The organism is Streptomyces sp. 8N114 (assembly GCF_052245835.1).
GTDB lineage: Bacteria > Actinomycetota > Actinomycetes > Streptomycetales > Streptomycetaceae > Streptomyces.
The window spans coordinates 73322-95578 of sequence record NZ_JBQQBT010000017.1; the positions used below are offsets into that span (position 1 = coordinate 73322).

17 protein-coding genes and 1 pseudogene are annotated in these 22257 nt (G+C 71.3%); 11 read left to right on the top strand and 7 right to left on the bottom strand.

Annotated features, from left to right (window positions below):
- The first annotated feature begins 17 nt into the window (after window positions 1-17).
- Window positions 18-1100 carry a rhamnose ABC transporter substrate-binding protein gene (gene rhaS, locus ACTWQF_RS27335; protein WP_443282419.1) on the top strand — a complete coding sequence of 361 codons (1083 nt, stop codon included), beginning with the start codon at window positions 18-20 and terminating at the stop codon, window positions 1098-1100.
- Window positions 1101-1269: 169 nt separating this feature from the next.
- A complete protein-coding gene (locus ACTWQF_RS27340) occupies window positions 1270-2289 on the top strand; it encodes a LacI family DNA-binding transcriptional regulator (protein WP_443282353.1) in 1020 nt (339 codons plus the stop codon).
- A gap of 22 nt (window positions 2290-2311) precedes the next feature.
- Here ACTWQF_RS27340 and ACTWQF_RS27345 read toward each other — a convergent pair whose 3' ends face one another.
- Complete coding sequence (locus ACTWQF_RS27345; RefSeq protein ID WP_443282354.1) at window positions 2312-3409, bottom strand: NAD(P)-binding domain-containing protein; 1098 nt, start codon at window positions 3407-3409, stop codon at window positions 2312-2314.
- 468 nt (window positions 3410-3877) lie between these two features.
- On the opposite strand from ACTWQF_RS27345, the gene ACTWQF_RS27350 reads away from it, so the two are divergent.
- From ACTWQF_RS27350 to ACTWQF_RS27375, 6 genes are all read left to right on the top strand, one after another.
- The gene (locus ACTWQF_RS27350; protein WP_443282355.1) at window positions 3878-4300 is read left to right on the top strand and encodes a YjbQ family protein; all 423 of its coding nucleotides are present in this window, start codon (window positions 3878-3880) and stop codon (window positions 4298-4300) included.
- A 155-nt stretch (window positions 4301-4455) separates the two neighbouring features.
- Window positions 4456-5028 (top strand): helix-turn-helix domain-containing protein, encoded by a 573-nt coding sequence (locus ACTWQF_RS27355; protein ID WP_443282356.1) that lies wholly within the window; start codon window positions 4456-4458, stop codon window positions 5026-5028.
- A gap of 44 nt (window positions 5029-5072) precedes the next feature.
- The gene (locus tag ACTWQF_RS27360) at window positions 5073-6518 is read left to right on the top strand and encodes an NAD(P)/FAD-dependent oxidoreductase (RefSeq protein WP_443282357.1); all 1446 of its coding nucleotides are present in this window, start codon (window positions 5073-5075) and stop codon (window positions 6516-6518) included.
- Window positions 6515-8017, top strand: coding sequence for a peptide MFS transporter (locus ACTWQF_RS27365; RefSeq protein WP_443282358.1), 1503 nt, complete (start codon window positions 6515-6517; stop codon window positions 8015-8017). The genes ACTWQF_RS27360 and ACTWQF_RS27365 overlap by 4 nt, the downstream gene beginning before the upstream one ends.
- 125 nt (window positions 8018-8142) lie before the next feature.
- Window positions 8143-9000, top strand: a complete 858-nt coding sequence (locus ACTWQF_RS27370) for a hypothetical protein (RefSeq protein ID WP_443282359.1) — start codon at window positions 8143-8145, stop codon at window positions 8998-9000.
- A 224-nt stretch (window positions 9001-9224) separates the two neighbouring features.
- Entirely contained in the window at window positions 9225-11426 is a 2202-nt protein-coding gene (locus ACTWQF_RS27375) for a tetratricopeptide repeat protein (protein ID WP_443282360.1), read from the top strand.
- Here the strand turns inward: ACTWQF_RS27375 and ACTWQF_RS27380 are convergent.
- Together ACTWQF_RS27380 and ACTWQF_RS27385 are read right to left on the bottom strand one after the other, a co-directional pair.
- Complete coding sequence (locus tag ACTWQF_RS27380; protein ID WP_443282361.1) at window positions 11407-13167, bottom strand: hypothetical protein; 1761 nt, start codon at window positions 13165-13167, stop codon at window positions 11407-11409. The genes ACTWQF_RS27375 and ACTWQF_RS27380 overlap by 20 nt on opposite strands.
- A 59-nt stretch (window positions 13168-13226) precedes the next feature.
- A complete protein-coding gene (locus tag ACTWQF_RS27385) occupies window positions 13227-13910 on the bottom strand; it encodes an HAD family hydrolase (RefSeq protein WP_443282362.1) in 684 nt (227 codons plus the stop codon).
- A 206-nt stretch (window positions 13911-14116) separates the two neighbouring features.
- On the opposite strand from ACTWQF_RS27385, the pseudogene ACTWQF_RS27390 reads away from it, so the two are divergent.
- Together ACTWQF_RS27390 and ACTWQF_RS27395 are read left to right on the top strand one after the other, a co-directional pair.
- Window positions 14117-15593: pseudogene (locus tag ACTWQF_RS27390) on the top strand (FUSC family protein).
- 103 nt (window positions 15594-15696) lie between these two features.
- Window positions 15697-16845, top strand: a complete 1149-nt coding sequence (locus tag ACTWQF_RS27395; protein ID WP_443282363.1) for a lactonase family protein — start codon at window positions 15697-15699, stop codon at window positions 16843-16845.
- A gap of 168 nt (window positions 16846-17013) precedes the next feature.
- On the opposite strand, the gene ACTWQF_RS27400 is transcribed toward ACTWQF_RS27395, so the two are convergent.
- From ACTWQF_RS27400 to ACTWQF_RS27415, 4 genes are all read right to left on the bottom strand, one after another.
- Window positions 17014-18000: a sirohydrochlorin chelatase gene (locus tag ACTWQF_RS27400; protein ID WP_443282364.1), complete on the bottom strand. Its 987-nt coding sequence runs from the start codon at window positions 17998-18000 to the stop codon at window positions 17014-17016.
- Between the two features lie 159 nt (window positions 18001-18159).
- Window positions 18160-19341: an N-acetylglucosamine kinase gene (locus ACTWQF_RS27405; RefSeq protein WP_443282365.1), complete on the bottom strand. Its 1182-nt coding sequence runs from the start codon at window positions 19339-19341 to the stop codon at window positions 18160-18162.
- Window positions 19338-20015, bottom strand: a complete 678-nt coding sequence (locus ACTWQF_RS27410; RefSeq protein ID WP_443282366.1) for a uracil-DNA glycosylase — start codon at window positions 20013-20015, stop codon at window positions 19338-19340. Before ACTWQF_RS27410 ends, ACTWQF_RS27405 begins: the two co-directional genes overlap by 4 nt.
- Before the next feature lie 85 nt (window positions 20016-20100).
- Window positions 20101-21210 (bottom strand): WD40/YVTN/BNR-like repeat-containing protein, encoded by a 1110-nt coding sequence (locus ACTWQF_RS27415; protein WP_443282367.1) that lies wholly within the window; start codon window positions 21208-21210, stop codon window positions 20101-20103.
- 258 nt (window positions 21211-21468) lie between these two features.
- Here ACTWQF_RS27415 and ACTWQF_RS27420 point away from each other — a divergent pair, with 258 nt between their 5' ends.
- Window positions 21469-22254: a DUF6214 family protein gene (locus ACTWQF_RS27420; RefSeq protein ID WP_443282368.1), complete on the top strand. Its 786-nt coding sequence runs from the start codon at window positions 21469-21471 to the stop codon at window positions 22252-22254.
- Window positions 22255-22257: the final 3 nt, after the last annotated feature.

Genomic DNA, 22257 nt, shown 5'->3' on the forward strand with positions numbered 1-22257 from the left:
CCCGAAAGGCCATGTCCATGCGACCGCATCACCGTTCCTCCCGCGCCCTCGCCGTCACCGCGGCGGCCTGCGCCCTGAGCGTCACCCTCGCGGGCTGTTCCGGTACGACGAAGAGCGACGCCAAGGACGACGCGAAGGAGAAGGCACAGAACGCCAAGGCCGACCCGGACGCGCCACTGAAGAAGGGCCTCAAGCTCGCCTTCCTGCCCAAGCAGATCAACAACCCCTATATGACCGTCGTCGACAAGGGCGGCATCAAAGCCGCCAAGGAGTTCGGCGGCAAGGGCAAAGAGGTGGGCCCCTCCGACGCCAAGGCGTCCTCTCAGGTCAGCTACATCAACACTCTGACCCAGCAGCGTCAGGACGCCATCCTGCTCGCCGCCAACGACCCCAACGCGGTGTGCGGGCCCCTCAAGGCGGCCATGAAGCAGGACGTCAAAATCGTCACCTACGACTCCGACGCGGGCAAGGACTGCCGCCACCTGTTCATCAACCAGGCGGGCTCCGAGGACATCGGCCGCGGCCTGGTCAAGGACATGGCCGAACAGCTCGACTACAAGGGCGACATCGCGATCCTCTCGGCGACCCAGAACGCCACCAACCAGAACGCCTGGATCAAGATCATGAAGGACGAGCTGAAGAAGCCCAAGTACAAGGACATGAAGCTCGTCAAGACGGCGTACGGCGACGACGTCGACCAGAAGTCCTTCCAGGAGACCCAGGGACTGCTCAAGGCGTACCCGGACCTGAAGGGCATCATCTCGCCCACCACGGTCGGACTGGCCGCTGCGGCCCGCTACGTCAGTGGCTCCAAGTACAAGGGCAAGGTCACCCTCGGCGGACTGGGCACGCCCAACCAGATGCGCAAGTACATCAAGGACGGCACCATCGAGCAGTTCTCCCTGTGGGACGCCTCCAAGCTCGGCTACCTGGGCGCCTACGCCGCCGCGGCCCTCTCCTCCGGGCAGATCACCGGCAAGGAGGGCGAGAAGTTCAAGGCGGGGAAGCTCGGGGAGTACACGGTCGGCAAGGACGGCGAAGTCGTCCTCGGTCCTCCCACGGTGTTCACCAGCAAGAACATCGACGACTTCGACTTCTGAGCAGCTTCCGGCTGCTGAGAGAATCCGGGCCTCTGCGAAACTTGGGCCTGTGCGGCGTCACCCCGAACCGGGACGTCGACTTCTGACGGGGCCGGGCGGGCCGGCAGGGAGGGGCTGGACAGGTGCGGCGGAAGCGGCGCGGGCGACCGGAAGCCACCGGAGCGCACAGGTGAGCCGGACGGTCGGAATCAAGGAGGTCGCCCGCGCAGCCGGGGTCTCCGTCGGCACGGTCTCCAACGTCATCAACCGGCCCGCCATGGTGGCCGAGGAGACCCGCGTGAGGGTGCAGTCCGCCATCGAACGGCTCGGCTATGTGCGCAGCGAGTCCGCCCGGCAGCTGCGCGCCGGGCGCAGCCGCATCATCGCCCTGCTGGTTCTCGACATGGCCAACCCGTTCTTCGTCGACGTCGCCACGGGCGCCGAGCGGGCGGCGCGGGCCGCGGGGCTGGGCGTGATGCTCTGCAACAGCGCGCAGAGCCCCGGCGAGGAGGCCGACTACCTCGCCCTCTTCGCCGAACAGCGCGTCCGCGGCGTCCTGATCACCCCCACGGAGACGACGGGGGACAACCTCACCGCCTTCCAACGGCACGGCATCCCGTTCGTCTCCGTGGACCGCGTGGTGCCCAGCGCGGAAGGGTGTTCGGTCTCCGTCGACGACATCGAGGGCGCCGGGCTCGCCGTGCGCCATCTGCTCGAAAACGGCCACCGGGACATCGCCTACGTCAGCGGACCGATGCATCTGAGCCAGTGCCGCGACCGGCACACCGGCGGCACCCAGGTCCTGCGCGCCTTCGGCACCGGCGCCCAGCTGCGGCACATCGAGGGTGCCCGGATGGACGTGGCGGCCGGCCGCGACGCGGGCGCCCGGCTGCTGGGCATGTCACCGCGCCCCACAGCCGTCTTCTGCGCCAACGATCTGATGGCCCTCGGCGTGCTGCAGGCGCTGTACGGGGCGGGCGTCGCCGTCCCGGAGGAAGTGGCCCTGGTGGGCTACGACGACATCGAGTTCGCCGCCGCGGCGGCCGTCCCCCTCACCTCCGTACGCCAGCCCGCCTACCGCATGGGCCGGGCGGCGGCCGACCTGCTGATCGAGGAGACCGGCGAGGACGCGGACCGCCACGAACACCAGCGCATCGTCCTCCAGCCCGAGCTCGTCGTACGGGCGTCCTCGTTGCCGTCGCGCGGCTGACACACGCAGGCGCCCGGCCGGGTCACGCGGCGGAGGCGGGCACCGCGGCCCGCTCCTCCGCGGCCGACAGCAGTGCCCTCACGTCCCGTACGGCGGACCGCCCCGCGCGGTTGGCGCCGATCGTGCTGGCGGAGGGGCCGTAGCCGACCAGGTGGACGCGGGGGTCGCGAACAGCGCGGGTGCCCTCCAGCCGGATGCCACCGCCCGGCTCACGCAGCCGCAGCGGCGCCAGATGGGCGATGACGGGGCGGAAGCCGGTCGCCCACAGCACCGTGTCCGCCGGGGCCCGGCTGCCGTCGGCCCACTCGACGCCGTCCTCGGTGAGCCGCGCGAACATCGGGTGCCGCTCCAGCACCCCGCTCGCCCGGGCGCGCCGGACCGCCTCGGTCATCGGCAGCCCGGTCACCGACACCACGCTGCGTGGCGGCAGACCCTCCCGCACCCGCTCCTCGACCAGCGCAACGGCGGCCCGGCCCTCCTCCTCGCCGAACGGACCGCTACGGAAGAGCGGCGGCCGACGCGTCACCCACAGCGTCTCCCGCGCGACCTCGGCGATCTCCATCAGATGCTGCACCGCCGACGTCCCGCCCCCGACGACGACCACCCGCTTGCCCACGAAGGCGTCCACCTCGGGCCCCGGGTACTGCGCCGTGTGCAGCTGCCGGCCCCGGAAGACCTCCTGGCCGGGCACCCGGGGCCAGAACGGCCGGTCCCAGGTACCGGTGGCGTTGATCAGGGCCTGTGCCGCCCAGTCACCCTCCGAGGTCCGCACCAGCAGCCGTCCGCCCCAGCCCGCTTCCCGCACCTCGTGCACCTCCACGGGCCGCCGTACCCGCAGCCGGAAAGCGCGCTCATAGGCGGCGAAGTACTCCCCGATCACCGCGGACGACGGACGCTCCGGGTCCGCGCCGGTCAGCTCCATGCCGGGGAGCGCATGCATACCGTGCACCCGGCCGTAGGTCAGCGTCGGCCACCGGAACTGCCAGGCGCCGCCCGGCGCGGGCGAATGATCCAGGACGACGAAGTCCACACCGGGCTCCAACCCCGTGCGCCGCAGGTGATACGCGCTGGAGAGCCCCGCCTGACCTGCACCGACGACCACGACCGCCACGTTGTTCATGCCTGTGCGAACCCTCCGGAGCCCCGAAACCTTCCCGCGGGTCCCGGACGGCGGCCTACGCCCCCAACTCCCCATGATTCTTGCGGGGTTGTACTGCGGCCAGGCCGTACGGCCCCGTATGCTGAGCGCGGCTCATCTCGGGAAGAGGGGGGCGCCCCTTCACACCGGTGCAGGGACGCGGCCCCGGAGATGAGGTGCGAAGTGGTAGAAGCGTCACAAACCTCCCGACAGCACAAGGGGAGGGGAGACGGGGTCGGCAGCCGGCTCGCGGTCGCACTGGGGGCACGCGCCCTCTGGGCACTGCTCGAGAGACTGTTCGGCCATCACTTCCATGGGTGATCGATAGACACCCCCTGGGCCCGGGAGGTTCCCCCCGTACTTCTTGGGCCCACTTCCCGAAACCCTCAGCCCCGCGTGGCCGCGCTCGGCATCGGCCGCTTCGTGGGCCTTCTTTGAGAAGATCGACCCATGGCTGAGCGCTTCACAACGCTGGAGATCGACGTCAGGACCGGTTCACAGGAGACGGTCCACGACCTGACCGGTGACTGTGTGTCCTTCCTGCGGGACGTCGCCGGTGGCCGGGACGGGCTGCTGAACGTCTTCGCGCCGCACGCCACCATGGGCGTGGCACTCCTGGAGACCGGCGCCGGCAGCGACGCCGACCTGCTGTCCGCTCTCCGCGACCTCCTCCCCGCGGACGACCGCTGGCGGCACAAGCACGGCAGCCCCGGCCACGGCCGCGACCACGTCCTCCCCGCCCTCGTACCCCCGCACGCCACGCTGCCCGTCGTCGGCGGAGAACTGGCGCTGGGCACCTGGCAGTCGGTCTGCCTGGTGGATACGAACGTCGACAACGCGAGCCGCCGGGTCAGGCTGTCGTTCTTCGGCTGACCCCGCACCGCAACCTCGTCGAGCGCCCGCTCCACCGACTCGAACACCTCCGGACCATCGCCGTCCGCTTCGGCGAACCCGCACGCCATCAAAGAAAACTTTGATGAGAGAAGAATTCATTGTGGTGAGGACAAAGCCCTGTTAGGTTCTCGCCCATGCCGAATGACAAGCCCGACTCCCGTTCCGGCGTTGGTGCCCGGCTGCGTCGGCGCAGACGGGCCCTTCATCTGACACTCAAGGACCTGGCCCACCAGACCGGCCTCACCGAGGGATACCTCTCCCAGGTCGAGCGCGACCAGGTGAACGCGAGCGTGCGCACGCTTCAGCGGTTGTGCGAGGTCCTCAAGCTCAACGTCGGTGACCTCTTCGATCAGGGCGGACCCGTGGCCAGTCCGGTTCTGCGGTTCCGCGACGCCCATGGCATGTCGTTCGGTGAGGGCGCAACGAAGATCAAACTCACTCCCGGGGCCTTCGACCACCTGGAGGTGCTCCTCGGCCACTTCGCGCCGGGCGGTTCCACCGGTGTGGAGCCGTACACGCATGGCAGCTCCGAGGAGCTGCTCCTGGTGCTCGCAGGTGAGGTGGAGGTGTGGGTCGGCGAGCAGCACCACAGGCTCTCCGCGCTGGATTCGATCCACTACCTCAGTAGCGACCCCCACCGCGTCGCCGAGACCACCGGGACGCAAGAGGCCCGGGTCCTGTGGGCGATAGCGCCCCCCACCTACTGAGTCCGCACCGCCGGATCACCGCCCGTCCACCGTTGGAGACAGCCATGACCGCCTACCGAAACGGCGAAATATCGCACTGGATGAGGGCCTCCCGCGCCGCGAACGGCCGGACCAGCTCTTCGGACCGCCGGTCCGACGGCCTGCCCGAGGCGGAAGAACAGGACCTCGTCATCGTCGGTGGCGGTCTGACCGGGCTGTGGGCCGCCTATCACGCCGCCGTGGAACGCCCCGGAGCGAAGATCACCGTCCTGGAGGCCAAAGAGGTCGGCTACGGCGCCTCCGGACGCAACGGTGGCTGGCTCTCACCCCTCATTCCGGGCAACCGGGCCGTGTACGCCAAGGCCGCGCGCAAGCGGGGGCAGGACGGTGCCGCCGCCGTCACCTCTTTCCAGCGGGAGATGGACGGAGCCATCGACGACACGCTCCGCATCCTCCAGGACGAGGGGATACAGGCGGATCAGCACCGGGGCGGGCATCTGCGCGTGGCCACCACACCGGCCGCGATGAAACGCCTGGAACTGACCCACGCGGCGGACCTCGCAGCCGGATACCGCCCGGAGGACCTCGAACTCCTCGACGCCGACGCCGTCAGGAAACGGGTGGCCATCACCCCGGCACTGGGCGGCCTGCTGACCCGTACCACCGCGTGCGTCGACCCCGCCAAGCTCACGCACGGGCTCGCGGCGGCCGTGGAGGCCAAGGGCGTACACATCCTCGAGAACACGCGCGTCACACGCATCGCGCCCGGTGCCGTGACCACCACCCGCGGAACCGTATCGGCCACGACCGTCCTGACCTGCCTGGAGGCGTACTCCGGAGAGGTCGACAGCGAAGCGCGCGGCCTCGGCAGGCGCGAGATCATCCCCGTCAACTCCTCGATGATCGTCACCAATCAGCTGCCCGAACAGATCTGGGAACAGATCGGCTGGCAGGGCCGGGAATGCCTCGGCGATGCGGCGCACACCTTCGTCTACGCACAGCGCACCGCCGACGACCGCATCGCCATCGGCGGCCGTGGCACGCCCTACGCCTTCAACTCCCGAACCCCCGGCCAGGGCCGGGTGGATGCCCGCACCGTGCGCACCCTGAGCGAACGGATCCGACTGTTCTTCCCCGGCCTGCAGTTCACCGTCGAACACGCCTGGCGGGGTGCCATCGGCGTGACCCGCGACTGGTGCGCCGGAATCACCTTCGACCCCACCACCGGGATCGGCGTCGCGCGGGGTTTCGCCGGACACGGCGTGACCGCGACCCACCTGGCCGCACGGACCCTCCTCGACCGGGCAGCCGGACGCGACACCGCGCTGACCCGGCTGCCGTGGAACGACCACGACTCCGGACGCTGGGAGCTCGAACCGCTGCGCTGGCTCGGAGTCCACGCCATGTACCGGCTCTTCGGCGTCGCCGACCGGTGGGAGGAGAGCCGGCACTCCCAGAACACCTCCCTCATCGCCCGTTTCGGTTCACGACTGGCAGGACTCAGCGAATGAGAAAAACACCGCACCAGACCACCACGGCAGTCGACCCCGAGCCCCGCGAGACACCGGCCGAGGCATCCGGTCAGCCCTTCCGGCCCGCCCTGCTGAGCATGGCCTTCACCGAACTGTGGGAGCGTTACTCCTTCTACGGCCTGCAGGGAATTCTCTCGTTCTACCTGCTCTACGCACTCGCGGACGGCGGTCTCCACCTGGATCCGGCCGTCGCTTCAGGCATCGTCGGAGCCTATGGCGGCGCTGTCTATCTGTCCCAGATCCTCGGCGCATGGCTGGGTGACCGGCTCATCAGCCCGCAGAAAATGGTGCTGTACGGCGCTGTCGTCATCACCGCCGGACACATGGTCCTCGCCTTCGTCCCCGGCTTCGCCGGGCTGGGCGTCGGGCTCGTCTGCATCGTCCTGGGCACCGGCGCGCTGAAGACGAACATCACCTCGATCGTCGGCTTCATCCTGGACCAGAACGAACGCTACCGGGACGCGGGCTTCTCCTACTTCTACATGGCGATCAACATCGGCGCGGTGGTCGGCCCGCTCACCACCGGGCTCGCTCAGAACGAACTCGGCTTCCACTACGGGTTCGGGCTCGCCGCGATCGGCATGGCAGCGGCGCTCGTCCAGTACATCGCCTCCATGAAGAGGCTCCCCGAGCGCGCCCGGACCGTGAACAACCCCCTGCCCGCCAACCGTCGTCCGCTCGCAGTGCTGGCGGCCCTCGCCTTCCTCGCCGCCGTCGGTGCCGCCGTCGCGACGGGCCTGCTCCGTGCGCAGAACCTGTCCACCGTGGTGACCGTCGCCTCGCTGGTGGCCGCTGCCGCCTACTTCCTCACCATGACCACGTCGTCGGCAGTCGGCCGGGACGAGCGCCGACGCATCCTCGGCTACCTTCCTCTCTTCCTGGCCTCCGGGGTGTATTTCGGCTTCCTGTTCCAGAAGTTCACCGCGATCTCGATCCTCATCACCGAACGTATCGATCTGAAGATCGGCGGCTGGACATTCCCGGTCGCCTGGATCACAACCGTCAGCCCGCTGGCGGCCGTTCTCATCACCCCGCTCGTCGCGAGAATGTGGAAAACCCTGGGGGAGCGCCAGCCCGGAACGGTGGCCAAGGTCGCCATCGGACTGACCCAGATCGGCTGCGCCTATCTGTTCCTGCTCATCATCTCCGAGGCCACCGGAGAGGCCGATATCCCGCTGATCCTCATTCTCCTGTTCATGATGGCGGCCGGTTCCTCCGAGGTCTTCGTCGGCCCGATCGGGCTGTCCCTGGCCACGAAGATCGGCCCCGAGAAATTCCGCTCGCAGATGGTCGGCCTGAACTTCCTCACGCTTGCCCTGGGCTCGTCCCTGGCGGGCCTGCTCGGCCAGCTGTTCGCCGCGATCGACAACGCTTCCTACTTCACCCTCACTGCTGTATGCGGCGTCGCAATCGGCCTGGTCCTGTTCCTCGTGCGGCGGCCGGTGGGCCGTCTGCTGAGGGCCGGGCTGGAGCACTGACGGAGCCGGTGCTTCGCATACCGCGCGTAACAGCTTTGAGTGATGTGTCACGAGCCGGTATACGTCTCGTAGGGGATGCCCACCTGATGAATGTGCGGAAGTGCAGCTCACTTAAGGTATCGGGCATGTCTCAGTCAAAGGCCCTCCAGCACATAGCCCAGCTCCGGCAGTCCAACCCGATGCCGTCCCGCCGAACGAAGAAGACCCTGATCGTGGCCGCCGGCATCGGCCTGGCCGTCGCTCTGAGCGGGTGCAACGAAGACGTCGGCAAGTCCAAGAAGAAGGGCTCCGACGCCGCCGCCTCGAAGACCCCCTCGGCGAAGTCGTCCCAGTCCTCCAACCCGAACAGCCCCGCCGGCAAGCCGAAGAGCCCCTCGGGCAAGAAGCCGTTTGTCGCGGGATGGCAGACGCAGACCTCGCAGAAGCACCACTTCCGCTATGACGTGCCCGGCAAGGCGAAGAAGTGGAAGATCCTCCCCGAGAGCACGGCGCTCTCCTACACGGACAAGGAGGGCAAGCCGATCGTCGTCATGACCGGAACCGGCAACTACCGCGAGGGCGGTTGCGCGTCGAGTCCCAATCCCAAGGCATACGGCGAGGCGGGCAAGGGACAGCTCGCCACCGTCGGCACCACGGGCGGCGGCAAGGACGGCTCCCTCCAGGAGAACGCTCGTAACTGGGCGGGCAACTGGGGCTTCGCCGCGTACGGCGGTGAGGACCACAAGCCCAAGATCAAGGTCAGCAAGGCCAAGCCGTGGAAGCAGGGCGGTATCAACGGCTACACCGCGACCGCCCAGGTCACGGTCACCCACCAGCCCAGCTCGTGTGTCCCGGCGAAGGCAGTCGTGCACAGCATCGCGCAGAAGCTCCCCGACGGCACCATGCACGGCTGGGTGATCTACGCGGACCAAGGAGTTCCGAAGGCGCTGAAGGCCGCCGAGATCAAGAAGATCATGAGCACTGTCCGGTCCACGGACAGCTGACGTCCCTTCCGGCCCGTACCGGCCGCAACCGGTGATCACGGCCAAGCCGTCGCGAAGGAACTGCGCACTCAGCAGTCGGGGTTGAGCCCCCCTGCGTGTCCCGCATCGAGCGTCCTCACAGCCCACCGTGCCGACCGCGGCGCCCGCTAGGGTGGGCTGCGGACCATGATCGGGCGCGCTGTTGCGGCTGCATACGGCGCAGACACGTGGGGGGCAGGGGCTGCATGCTCGAGCCTATTTCGCTGACGGCCATCACGGCGGCGCTGGGCGCGGTCGGGGCCGGGATGGCCAACGAGGCAGGGAAGCGGGCGTGGGAGTCGGCGGGCGGGCTGGTCCGGAGGATCGTCGGACGGGAGGTTCCGGCACCTTCCGGTTCTGCGGGCATCGAGGAGGTGGCCCGAGCGGTGTACGACGGAGTGCACCGCGATCCTCGACTCGCCCGTGCCTGGAGCGCCTTCGCGCACAGCGTGTCGGCGACGGGCCCGGCCGCCGCCTCCGACCTCAGAGCGAGGCCCGGGTTCCCCCCATCCCCGCGCTTCTTCACCGACCGCGGTGACGCGATGAAGAAGCTGGACCGGGAGGCGTCCAGGGCTCCCGACGGGCGGCCCCGTATCGCTCTGCTCCACGGCCGTCACGGCATGGGAACCAGCACGCTCGCCGTGCACTGGGGCTGCCGCGAGGCCGAGCGGTTCCCGGACGGTCAGCTCTATGTCGATCTGCGCGGCTCCGCTGCCGGGAGCGCCTTGGACGCGGGCGCCGCACTGCGCAGCCTGCTGTGGCAGCTGGGCGTGCCCGAGGCGGAGATCCCCCCGGCCCCCGACGCACGCGTCGGCCTCTACCGGCAACTGGTGGCCGAGCAGCGGCTGCTGATCGTCCTCGACCATGCCCACTCGGCCGCCCAGGTACGGCCGCTGCTCACTTCCGCACCCGGCGTCTTCCTCCTGGTCGTCGCGGGCAGCCCGCTGGCCGGGCTGGACGCCGTACCGGTGACCGTCGGTCCGCTGAAGAAGCGGGACGCGCTGCGGCTGCTGACCGACGTGGCGGGAAAGGAAACCGTCACAGGGGCCGGCTCCGAACTTCCCGCGGTGCTCACACGGTGCGGAGGTTCCCCGTTCGCGCTGCGTGCCGCCGCGCCCCGACTGGCCACGCCCACGGTGTCGGCCCGACCTTCGGAGGCGGCAAACATGACCGAGTCCGAGCCCGATCCCGTCCGCGCCGCGGCCGAGGCCGGTTACCGGCTGCTGAGCCCACAGGCGGCACGGCTGTACCGGCTGATGTCCCTGCGGCCCTGGCCCGCTTTCGGACCTGCCGCAGCGGCCCACGCCGTCGGCGGCGCAGCCCTCGACGAAGCATCAGCCGCGGAACTGCTCGACGAGCTGGCAGCGGCACAACTGCTCGAACATGTGGCGACCGGCCGCTACAGCTACCGCCCGGCAGTCCGGGAGCACGCCCAAGAGACGGCGCTTCGTGAGGACGGACTGGGGGAGTGCGCGGCCGCCGTCTCCCGCGTCGTCCAAGCGCATCTGCACGGAGCACTCCGCGCCGCGAACGCTGCTCTGCCCGCAAGCTGGCGGGTGCCGCCCCTCCCGGAAGAGCTCACCTCCGATGCGCACGGCCCCGGCCACGAGCGCCACGACAATGGCGGCGGCCTCGACCGCGCGGAGGCCGTCATCCACCTCACCACCGAGCTGGGCAATCTGGTCCAAGCCCTCTACGCGGCGGAAGAGTTCGGCGACCCGACCACCGTCGTACTACTCGGACAGGCCCTGTGGCCGTTGCAGCTCAAGGCCGGGCGTCATGACGAGGTATTGCCGGCTCTCCGCCTCGCGGCCCGCACCGCCGACGACCATGTGCCGGGCTCCCGCGCCGCAGGGGCGCTGCACGCCCAGCTCGCCCACAGCCTCACGGAACTGCGCCGCTTCGGCGAGGCCGAGGCGGCGGCCCGGGCCGCCGCCGACAGCGAGGCCGCGGCCGGCCACGTACGCGGCCACGCCTCCGCCGTCGAGTTCCTCGGGCTGTTGAGGTTGCGACAGTGGCGATTCGCCGAGGCGTACGACTGCTTCGAGGAGGCCATGCGCCGCTACGCCGACGTCCCTCCGGAAGCCGAGGAAGCAGCCGACCTTCCCCGCGCACACGCCCTGCTGAAACGCCACCAGGGGCGGGCGCTGCGTGGGCTGGGACGCCGGGCGGAGGCGAGTGAGCGGCTGGACGAGGCACTGCGGTTCTTCGAGGAGAGCGGCGAGGCGTACAACACGGCCCGTACGCTCACCGACCTGGCGGAAACCCTGCTTGACGCCGAGGACGCCGCTGCGGCACTGCCGCTGATCGACCGGGCCATGGCCGCCCTGACCGACGAAGGCGCGGAATACCACCTGGTATATCTCCGCTCCCTGCGCCGACGCTGCGTCAGCCCTCCGCCGGAGTGACCGAGACGGTGTGAACGGCGGCCCCGATACGCACCCTCAGCACGCCCCCCACCAGCTCCTCCGGCGCCTTGCCCGGCGCCAGCAACGCGTGCAGGGCCGACGCGTATGCTGCCGGGTCGGCACCTTGCGCGGACGCCGCACGCAAGGCCAGAAAGTGCCCGCCGCGGGTGCGCACCAGGCAGCTGTCGGGTCCGGTGACGTAGGCCGCGAGGGAGCAGTGCGGGTAGCGCTCCAGGACCTCAGCCGTCCACTCCGCGGGAGGGCCCAGCCGCGGATCGTCCAGCGGCCCGCTGCGGAAGATCACGTCTGCAACCCCGAGCGCGCCGGTCTCCCGGGTGTCCTCGTGCACGGCGGTGTGCGCGACTCCGCCCGCTGCGGGTTCATACGGGGGATCAGGAAGGCGGCGTACGGAGACCTCCCCGCGGACCGTCCCCGGCTCGGTCAGCACGCGCAGCGGCGCGGAGGGGGCGGGCGGCTCGTACGAGGGCAGCGGCAAGGGCTCCAGCAGGGCGGGCCAGGGCGGTTCCGGCAGTCTCATCATCCGGTAGAAGAGCCGTCTCAGGAGGGCCCCTGACTCGCCGGGCACCGACGTGGTGAACTCGGCAGGCCCGAGGGGCGGACGGTGGTCGGCCAGCACCTTCTCCAACTGCGTCAGCAGTGACGCCGACGGGTCGAGACGTGGCGCGGACCGAACGAACGCGGCCACGGGGGAGTCCGGGGCGAGCCCCGACAGTGGCGCGGCTCCCAGGAGGACGGGCGTTTCCAACGCCGCCGCGTAGAAGGTGACAGCGCCGTGGTCGCCGATCACGGCGTCAGCGCCGAGCAGCGCCTGCCGCCAGCCGTGCAGCGGGTCGACCAGCGTCAACCCCCGGCGGCGCGCCCGGTCGAGCCAGGCACGGATCTGCCCCGGACCGTGCCCGTGCCAGATGTTGGGATGCAGTACGGCCACCAGCCGGTAGTCGTCGACGGGCAGTTCGGACGTCAATCGGGACAGCAGATACGGCAGGACATCCGCGTCACCACCGTCCCCGAACAGCCCTTCCGGATTCCAGGTGGAGTTGAGGACGATCAGCTTCTGTCCGCGCCGTACGCCCAGCGCGCGGCGGAACCTCTCCCGGTACGGACGCGCGGCGAGCATCCGGTCGAAGCAGGGGTCCCCCGCGAGTACCGCGGTGTGCGCGGCCTGCGGACAGGCTGCCCGCAGCCGTTCGACCTGCTCGGGGTGGGAGAGCACGAGGGCATCCGCGAGCGGCGAGCCGTCTGTGAGCAGCCACTCCGGCGAGAGCCCGAAGACAGGCGCGGGCGCGGGAGCGGGGCTGTTCGGCTGTTCGGCTGTTCGGCTGTTCGGCTGTTCGGCTGTTGCCAGCCTTTTAGTGTATCCAACTCCATGCGACAGAATCGCCAACGGTCCCTGGATCCGGTGGAGTTGGCCGCCGAAGCTTGCGGAGACCGCCAGGTCGACGGGGGTGGCCGAAGCCTGCTCCCAAGGCACGGTCGGCAGTCCCGTCTCCGCGAAGAGTTCACCGACCCCTGCCTGGAACGCGGAGGACCCGGTGCAGGTGAGCAGCAGCTGCACCCGTACGTCGTCGTGGAACAGCGGTACGACATCCAGCAGGCGGCTGGCGCATGTGACGTTGTGCACCACGAGCAGCACGCGGCGGCACCGTCCGCGCGTGGCCCACCGGGCCGCGTCGTCCCCGACCGGAACCCGTATCCAGCCCGGCGTTCCCACCCCGCTCATGTATCTCCCTCCGGGCTTCCCCCGTTGGCTTCTTCTGCTGTCGCCCGGCGATCGGCCCGTCAGCCGGCGATCCAGTCGTGGACCTTCTGCGCGTCGAACTCGCGCTGGCCGCCCGGGAACAGCAGATCGGCAGCGGCGACGGCCGGATCCGTCGCATGGGCGGTCATGTACGGAACGGCCACGCACCGCATCCCGGCGCGGCGGGCCGCCTCCGCGCCGGGCGGGGCGTCCTCGATGACGACGCAGTCGGCGGGGGAGACGTCGAGCCTGCGGGCCGACTCCAGGAAGACGTCTGGCTCGGGCTTGCCGTGTGCCACCTCCTCCGCCGACACTCGGAGCGGCAGCAGTGCATCCAGGCTGGTGGCTCCCAGTACGGCGTCGATGGCTGCGCGCGATGACCCGGAGGCGACGGCGAGGGGATGTCCGGCCGCGTGGAGGCGCTCCACGAGCTTTCGCATCTCGGGGAATACCTCGGTCCCCGAGCGCGCTAGCTCCAGATACAGACGGTTCTTCTCCGCCAGCAGCTGGTCCACGGACGCCGTGAGCCCGTGTTTGCGGCGGAGCGTCTCCAGGGTCTCCCGGGTGCCGATCCCGACGAACCGCGAGTGGTCTTCCCAGGTGAAGCCGGTAACGCCGTGCGCGGCGAGCAGGCGCCTGCCCGCCTCGTAGTAGTGCGGCTCGCTGTCGACGAGGGTGCCGTCCAAGTCGAAGACGACCGCGGGGGCGGCGGGAGAACCGATCATGATCCCAGCATGCCAAACGCGTGCGATTTGGTCGCAGGTGGGAAGGGGTGCTTTCCTCTTCGTACCAGCATGTGGACAGGTGGTCGGCCAGGTAAGCCCGGATTGGAGGGGTTTTGGAGAAGTCGCTTCGGAAGCCCGGGGGACGAACCCCAGCACATCTCCTCCGTCGCACCGTCGCGACACTCGGTCCAGAACGCTCCCTCAGGGTGCGTGTTTCGTCGCGCGCCGTCATCGGCATCGGACTGGCAGTCGCCGTTTGCGCGCTCAGCGGACTCCCGCTGCAGGCCGTCGTCGCGGGCGGGCTGGTGGCGCTCCTCGCGCTGTTCACCGTCGCGGACACCACCGTGCGCGGGCAGGCCGTCACCACGGCACTGCTGCCGGTCGCCGGTTTCCCCGTCCTCGCGCTGGCCGCGTTCCTGCACGAGCTGCCGCTCGCCAGGGACGCCGCGTTCCTAGCTGTGGTCTTCGCCGGGGTCTACGCCCGGCGCTGGGGGCCGCGCGGGAACGCGCTCGGGATCTTCGCATTCATGGAGTTCTTCGCGGCGCAGTTCCTGCACACCGTCCCCGAGCGGCTTCCGGAGACCCTGGCCGCGGGCCTTATCGCCCTCGTGGCCGCCGCGCTCACCCGTTTCGTCCTGTGGCCCGTCGAACGTGGCACCGGCCCGCAGCCCGCGATCGCGCCGGTGGGCGGCCGAGGGCTGAGCCGTCCCACCACGCGGCAGGCGTTCCAGGCGCTGTTCGCCTGCGGGTTCGCGCTGGCCGCCGGGCAGGCGCTCTTCCCTGGACCGCTGGTACTGGGCGGTCGGCGCCGCCTGGTGGATCTTCGTGAACACCGCTTCCCGCGGTGAGACGCTCGTCCGCGGCTTCCGCCGGGTCCTCGGCACCGTCACCGGGCTCGCCGCCGGGCTGCTCATCGCTGTGCCCGCGGACGGTGCTGTAGCTCCCACCCTCGCCGTCGTAGCCTGCTGCGTTTTCGGGATCTTCTACACGGCGCAGCTGTCGTACTCGTGGATGATGTTCTTCGTCACGCTCATGGTCGGCATGCTCTACGGCCTGCTGGGTGTGCTCCACCCGGGCCTGCTCGGGCTGCGTCTCGAAGAGACCGCCGTGGGCGCTGTGGGCGCGGTGCTCGCCGTCGCTCTGGTGCTGCCCGTCACCACGCATGCCGCGACAGAGGTGTGGATACGGCGGGCGGTGCACTGCGTCCACGAGTGCGCCCTCGACGCGGCGCGCCGCCTGGCGGGGGACAGCGGCGACGGACCCGAGGCCCGCATCGCCGAGCTGGAGCTGCTGCTGGGGCGCGTACGCCTGTCGGTCGCGCCGCTCGTGCACCCGCTCAGCCCCATGCGTGCCCGCAAGGCGAGGGCCCGGCAGGTGCTGGCTCTCCTGGACGACTGCGCCCGCCAGGTCCGCGGCCTGGCGGAGGCCGCCGCGGATCCGGCCGCCTCGCACGACGCGCGGCTCACGGCAGCCTGCGAGCGGGTGGAGGACGCCGTACGCCGCCTGGCGGCCCCCGCCCCGGCTCCGGACGGCACGGCGCCGAGTGCCCTCGCTCCGGCTGCCGCTGCCGCCGTCGAACCGCCGACGCCGGGTGACCGTGCCCTGGCGCACCTGCATGCGCTGGAAAACTCCCTCCACCAGCTCGCCGCACCGCTGCACACCTCTCCGAAGGCGACTGCCTAGCAGGCTGGGGCGGTCACTCCGCCGTAGGGCTGTGGTCCAGACCAAAGAACCGTTGCCTGTTACCGTCGTGCACCCGGATACGGCAGCGAAGGGGGGCAGCCCGATGGCTGACGGTACGGAGAGCCGACTGCGGGCGTATATCGGATCGTTCACCTCGGCGGGAGGCCGCGGGATCACCACGGCGGCCCTCGACCCCCGCACCGGCGCGCTCACCGCGCTGCACCACACGGAAGGCGCCGTCACCGACCCCTCGTTCCTGGCCCTGGCACCCGGAGGGGGCGTCCTCTACGCCGTCAGCGAGACCGACCGGGGCGGAGCCGCGGCCTTCTCCCTCGACGGCTCCGCACCGCCCGGCACCGTACTTCTCGACGAGCCGGGAGCGTCCTTCGACGGCACTGTCCCCGGCCCCGGGCTGCTCGGCGGCACCGTGCCCGTGGCCGGTGCCGGACCCACGCACCTCGCCGTGGCCGGGCGCACCCTCTACACCGCGAACTACACCTCGGGCAGCGTCACCGCACTCCCGCTGCGCGCCGACGGCAGTCTGGGCACTCGTGCACTCACCCACCAGCATCGCGGCCGGGGGCCGGTGGCGGAGCGGCAGCAGGGGCCGCACGCGCACGCCGTCGTCCCGGACCCGTCCGGACAGTGGCTGCTCTCCACCGATCTGGGAACCGACTCGGTGTGGATCTACGACCTGCGGGGAAAGGAAGCCGGTCTGCGGCTCCACCGCGAGATCCCGCTGCGCGCCGGAACCGGCCCCCGCCACCTGGCGTTCGCGCCGGGACTTCCCGGACAGCAGGCCACGCTCCGGCGCGCGTACGTCGTCAACGAGCTCGACTCCACCGTGACGACCTGCCGTTGGAGCGCCGACAATTGCGAGCTGGAACCACTGGGCGAGACGCGTCTCCTGCCGCCGGAGCGCGCAGCAGCCACCAACTACCCCTCCGCGCTCGCCCTCTCGCCGGACGGCCGCTTCGCCTGGGTCGCCAACCGGGGCGACGACAGCGTGACCGTCCTCGATCTGACCTCGGCAGCTCTGCCGGAATACGCAACCACCGTGCCCTGCGGCGGCCACTGGCCTCGCGACCTGGCCGTACACCCGATGGGTTGCCTGCTCTACGCCGCCAACGAGCGCTCGGGCGACGTCACCTGGTTCGACGTCGACCCTGTCACCGGTACACCGCTCCTGGCCGGATCCCTCACCGCTCCGGCCGCCTCATGCGTCGTCTTCGGGCCAACAGCCGACGGGTGAGCGGGGAGCAGGGTGAGCAGTCAAGCAGGAGAGCGGACGAGCGGGGAGAGAGACCCGCCGCGCCGCCACGGTGGTGACGGCATGAGCATCGCCGATACGGGCCGGAGAGCGTACTCCCCGGCCGGTATCGCTTCTGCACGCCGACAACGATCCGCGTGGTGTGGGTGCTCAGCGCACCGGCGCGCCCTGCCGGGCCTGCGGCTGGGCGATGCCGGCCTTGGCGGCGTACGTGGAGGCCACCAGCTTGCCCAGCGCGGGGTAGGCACCCAGCGGCTCGGCCGTCGAGCAGCTCGCTTCCTCGGCCGCCGCCTCCAGCAGTCCCTCGGCGATCTCCGGGCCGATCAGGCACGGGGCGATGGCCAGCTGCTGCGAGCCGGAGTTGCGCAGCTGCTCGGCAGTGTGCTGGATGGCGCCCTCGTCGTCGAGCGCCGCGGCGAGAACCGGTACCGCCAGCCGGGCCGCCAGCAGCATGCCGGTGATCCCTGCCGCCTGCACGGCCTCCTCGCCGCCGACGGTCGCCAGGATGATCCCGTCCGCTGCCGTCGCCACCGTGAACAGCCGCGCCCGGTCGGCACGCGCCAGGCCCGCCTCGGAGAGCCGCACATGTACGGCCTCGGCGAGCAGCGGGTGCGGCCCCAGCACGTCGGTCAGCTCGGCACCCGAGCCGCTGTTGAGGACCTCCTGGCGGATCCGCCGCAGCTGCGCGGCGTCCGGGCCCGCCAACAGCGGTACCACCACGGCGGGCAGGCCGTCGTCGGCCGCCTCAGGCGCGGGCGCGGCCACCGCGGTCTCGCCCTCCTGCGCCGCGGCCTCCTCCGCCTCCGCCATGGCAGCCGCCTCGCGCGCGTACCGGCGGCGCGTCGCGCGGTCGGTCACCGCCTGACCGAGAGCGGAGCGGATGGTCGGGAACTCCTCGCCGTCGCCCTCGGTGAAACCGATGCGCGCGTCGAGACCGGGCAGCTCCGAGCGCGCGATACTCAGCGTCTCCTCAGCGAGGCTGCGCGTGGCGCTGGAGGGGGTGCCGGGGACAGCCAGAACCAGTGCCGGCGCGCCCTCGGGGGCGACGACGGGCTCCGGTCGGCGGTGCCGTCCGGGCTGGCGGGGACGTGGCATTCGTACGGGCAGGCCATTGTCCGGTCCTGTGGGGGAGCTCATGCGCCTGCATGCTAATGCCTTCATGGGCTTTGCTGTTCGGCTGGGGGAGACCGATGGGCTTATGTCCCGATTCATCCCGGAGGGGTAGTCGCGGGTTCCGGTCGCCCTGCGCAGCGGTGCCGTGCCGTGCGTGCCCGGGAAAGGCACGCTACCGGCCTCCTACGCGACCGACAGCAGCGCCGGGTCCAACGGCAGTGCGAGCCCTCCGACCGCCAGCCGCGCGGCGATCAACAGCGCGCCGTCCAGGGGCCCGCCGGCCGCTTCGACGACCCGGGCTCCAGGACGCTGCTCCGCCAACTCCGCGCGCAGCGGTCCGAGCAGTGCCTCACCGAGCTTGACCATCCCTCCTGTGAAGGCGACCCTGGCCTCCCCATCGGCTCCCTCGGCTCCTGCCGCCGACCCTGCCGAGCCCTCCCCGGGCCGGGACGCGTCACCTTCACCCGGGCGCACCGGAACAGCTCCGCGCGGGCACACCGCGACAGCGCTCGCGGCGATCTCGCGCGCTGCCTCCCGCATGATCCCTGCCGCGACCGGGTCCTCCTCAGCGGACCGTGCCACCTCCGGGGCGAACGAGGCCAGGACGGCGGCCCGGTCCGTACGCGGATACAGCTGTCCCGGCAACGTGCTGAGCGGCGCGCCGAACATTGCCTCCGCCCTGGCCCGCAGCGCGGCCGAGCCGCCCGTACGGCCGTCGAAGGCGCGCAGAGCGGCCTCCAGCCCTGCGCGGCCGATCCAGGCGCCGCTGCCGCAGTCGCCCAGCAGATGTCCCCAGCCGTCGGCGCGCCGCCAGGACCGCAGGTCTGTGCCCATGGCGATCACGCCAGTTCCGGCAGCCACCACAGCGCCGGGCCGTTCGCCCAGTGCACCCGCGTACGCCGTCACCGCGTCCGCCGCCAGTGCCAGCCGTCGCACCCCGAACGCCTCCGCCAGCATGCCCGGCAGCTCGGCCCGCAACTCCGCACCGAGGGTCGCCATTCCGGCGGCCCCCACACAGGCAGCGGCGATGTGCGCAGCCCCACCGTCGTCCGTACCGGCCCCGGCGTCCGCCAGCAGCGAGCGCACCGCGGGCACCAACTGCTCCGCCATGTGCGCCGCGTCGATGCCCGCAGCGCCGGTGCGCACCGGCTCCTGGCAGGTGAGGGCACCGACGACCTCCGGAGCCCCGCTCGGGCCCCCGGACACCCCCGCGCCGCCCGTACGCTCAGCAGCCGAGCCCGTGCCCTGCCGGGCCAGGGCGACCCGCAGCCCGGATCCGCCCGAGTCGACGCCGAGCAGCCACCCGCCCGCGACGTCCGCGGCGCTGCCCGTGCCGTCGGCGGCTCCGCCCGCAGCCGGGCTCACGGCAGGCGCCAGTCCACCGGATCGGCCCCCTGCCTGGCCAGCAGATCGTTGACCCGGCTGAACGGACGCGAGCCGAAGAAGCCCCGGTCCGCCGACATCGGTGAGGGGTGTGCGGACTCGACCGCCGGCAGGTCTCCCAACAGCGGCCGCAGATTCCTGGCGTCCCTGCCCCACAGCACCGACACCATCGGACGCCCCCGCCCCACCAGCGCACGGATCGCCTGCTCGGTGACCTCCTCCCAGCCCTTTCCGCGGTGTGCCGCGGGCTGGCGCGGCGCCGTCGTCAGCGCCCTGTTGAGCAGCAGCACGCCCTGCTTCGTCCAGGGCGTCAGGTCGCCCGAAGAGGGCCGGGGGAGCCCGAGATCGCTGTTCATCTCCCGGAAGATGTTCTCCAGACTGCCCGGCAGACGCCGCACCTCCGGCGCCACCGAGAAGGACAGCCCCACAGCGTGCCCCGGCGTCGGATACGGGTCCTGGCCGACGATGAGGACACGCACCTCGTCGAAGGGCTGCTGAAACGCCCGTAGGACGTTCGCCCCCGACGGGAGGTACGTTCTCCCCGCCGCGACCTCCGCGCGGAGGAAGTCGCCCATCGCGGCGATCCGTTCGGCGACCGGCTCCAGCGCCTTCGCCCAGCCCGGTTCGACAATTTCGTTCAACGGTCGTGCAGCCACGAGCCGTCACTCTACTGGCTCAGCGACCGGGCCCGGCCCGCTCGCCGGAAACCGCCGTCCTCCGCCGCGTCGGTCGGTCACCGTCTCAGTCGATCACCGCCGCCCGCACGCACAGCACGTCTGGCAGGTGTGACGCCAACTGCCGCCAGCTCTCGCCCTCGTCCGCGCTGGCGAAGACCTCCCCGTTGCGGTTGCCGAAGTAGACGCCTGCCGGGTCGGCGTCGTCGGTGCACAGCGCGTCCCGCAGCACCGGTCCGTAGTGCGCCGCCTCGGGCAGGCCCGGGCCCAGCGCCTCCCAGCTCTCACCGGCGTCCTGAGTGCGGTGGACGCGGCAGCGATGCTCTGCCGGGACCCGGTCCGCGTCCGCGTTGAGCGGGAAGAGGTAGGCCACGCCGCCGCGCCGTGGGTGGGTGGCGACCGGAAAACCGAAGTCCGAGGGGAGGGAGTCGCCGATCGACTGCCAGCTCGTGGCGTTGTCGTCGCTGCGGAAGACTCCCCAGTGGTTCTGCAGATAGAACCGGTCCGGGTTCTCCGCGTCCCGGGCGATCTTGTGCACACACTGCCCGTACTCCGGGTAGCGCATGCTCTCGGGCAGGAAGACCGCGGAGACGCCCCGGTTGCACGGCTCCCAGCTCTCACCGCCGTCCGCCGTGCGGTAGGCGCCGCCCGTCGAGACGGCGATCGTCATACGCCGCGCGTCACGGGGGTCGACCAGGATCGTGTGGAGCCCCAGCCCGCCTCCGCCGGGCTCCCACTCCTGGCGCGTGGGATGCTCCCACAGCGAGCGGACGAGTTCGAAGGACTCGCCGCCGTCCGTCGAGCGGAACAGCCCCCCGGGTTCCGTCCCGGCGTACACCACTCCCGGCTCGTTCTCTCCTCCCGGCTGCAACTGCCACACCCGTTCCAGGGAGGTTCCGGTGTCCTTCGGATACTTCACCGGAGGCTGTTCGGGCTCCTTCCAGGTCTTGCCGAGGTCGTCGGAGTGGAAGACCGACGGGCCCCAGTGCGCGCTGTCGCCCCCGGCCAGCAGTCTGGGCGACCCGGGGCCGCGCCGGTCGACGGTGAAGGAGTAGACGGCCTGCGCATTGAAATGCGGGCCGGTGAATTCCCAGTCCCCCGAATCCCGTCGGCCGGCCTTCTGCCGGGCGAGGAACAGGCCCTTTCTCGTACCTACCGCGAGCAGTACATCCGCCATGGCGGCACCGCCTTCGAGACGTCGTTGTCTGAGGTACGGAACAGTCTGCACCCGGCCACTGACACTCGCCCCTGGCCTGCGCGGATGTTCAGCTGGAGGCCCGCCCCGATGCTCGGCCGAGGCGGGCGCCCCGACGCCCGTACGGCGGCAGCCGGTGCGCCGTTCGGGCTGCTGTGGCCTCCGTCGTCAGGGTTGCCCTCCGTCCGGCCGAGCGTGCCGCGCCGCCCGGCGCCGGGCGGCCGGGTCTACGGTGCCGACGTGTCGGAGAGATCCTCTTGCTCTTGCTATTCGTCGGATCACTCGTACGAACGGGGTGGCTGCCCGCCGGACGGCGACCCGCTGGCGCCGCCGTGCCCGGCGTGGAAGCTACGGGGGTACGGCACCGGCGCAGGCCCCGGCCCGCACGCCGCCGGGGCCCAGCCGCCCTGGTTCGCCGTCGGTGTCAGCCGCGCGGACGGTACCCAGGTGGAGGTGGTGGCCGCCGTGGTGGACGGCCGGGTCCGCCTGGAAGAGGTGCGGGCCGATCCGCCCCTGACGCTCCAGGAGTTCGCCAGGCTCGCGCCGTGTCTCCGGGAGCCGCTGACGAAGGCGTGCCCGTCGGCCATCCGGCCGCCGCAGACCGGCCCCACGGCCCGGACGACGGGCGCCTGCGCATTGCCTGCGGCGCCGCTGCCTGTGTCGCCACCACACGCGGCACCGGCCCTTTCGGAGCCGCCGCCCCCGCCCCCGCCGGCTCCGGGAACGCCGCCCCCCTCTCCGGCCTTGCCCCCGATGCCCTATCAGTCGCCGCCACCGCACCCGGCTCCCGCAGCGCATACGGCGCCGTCCCCCGCGCGGGCCAGGGGCCGGAGGCGGCCGCCTGCGCCCCGGGGCCGGGACGCGCTGCGTGCGGCAGCCGAGGCGTACAGCGCGGCCCGGGAACTGGGTCAGGATCCCGTGCTGGCCGTCATGCGCGTCACCGGGCACAGCCGGCGCAAGTCGTTGCGCGTCATCGCGAGTGCCCGTGATGCGGGCCTGCTGAGCCCGCGCCACGCGCGGCGCTGATCC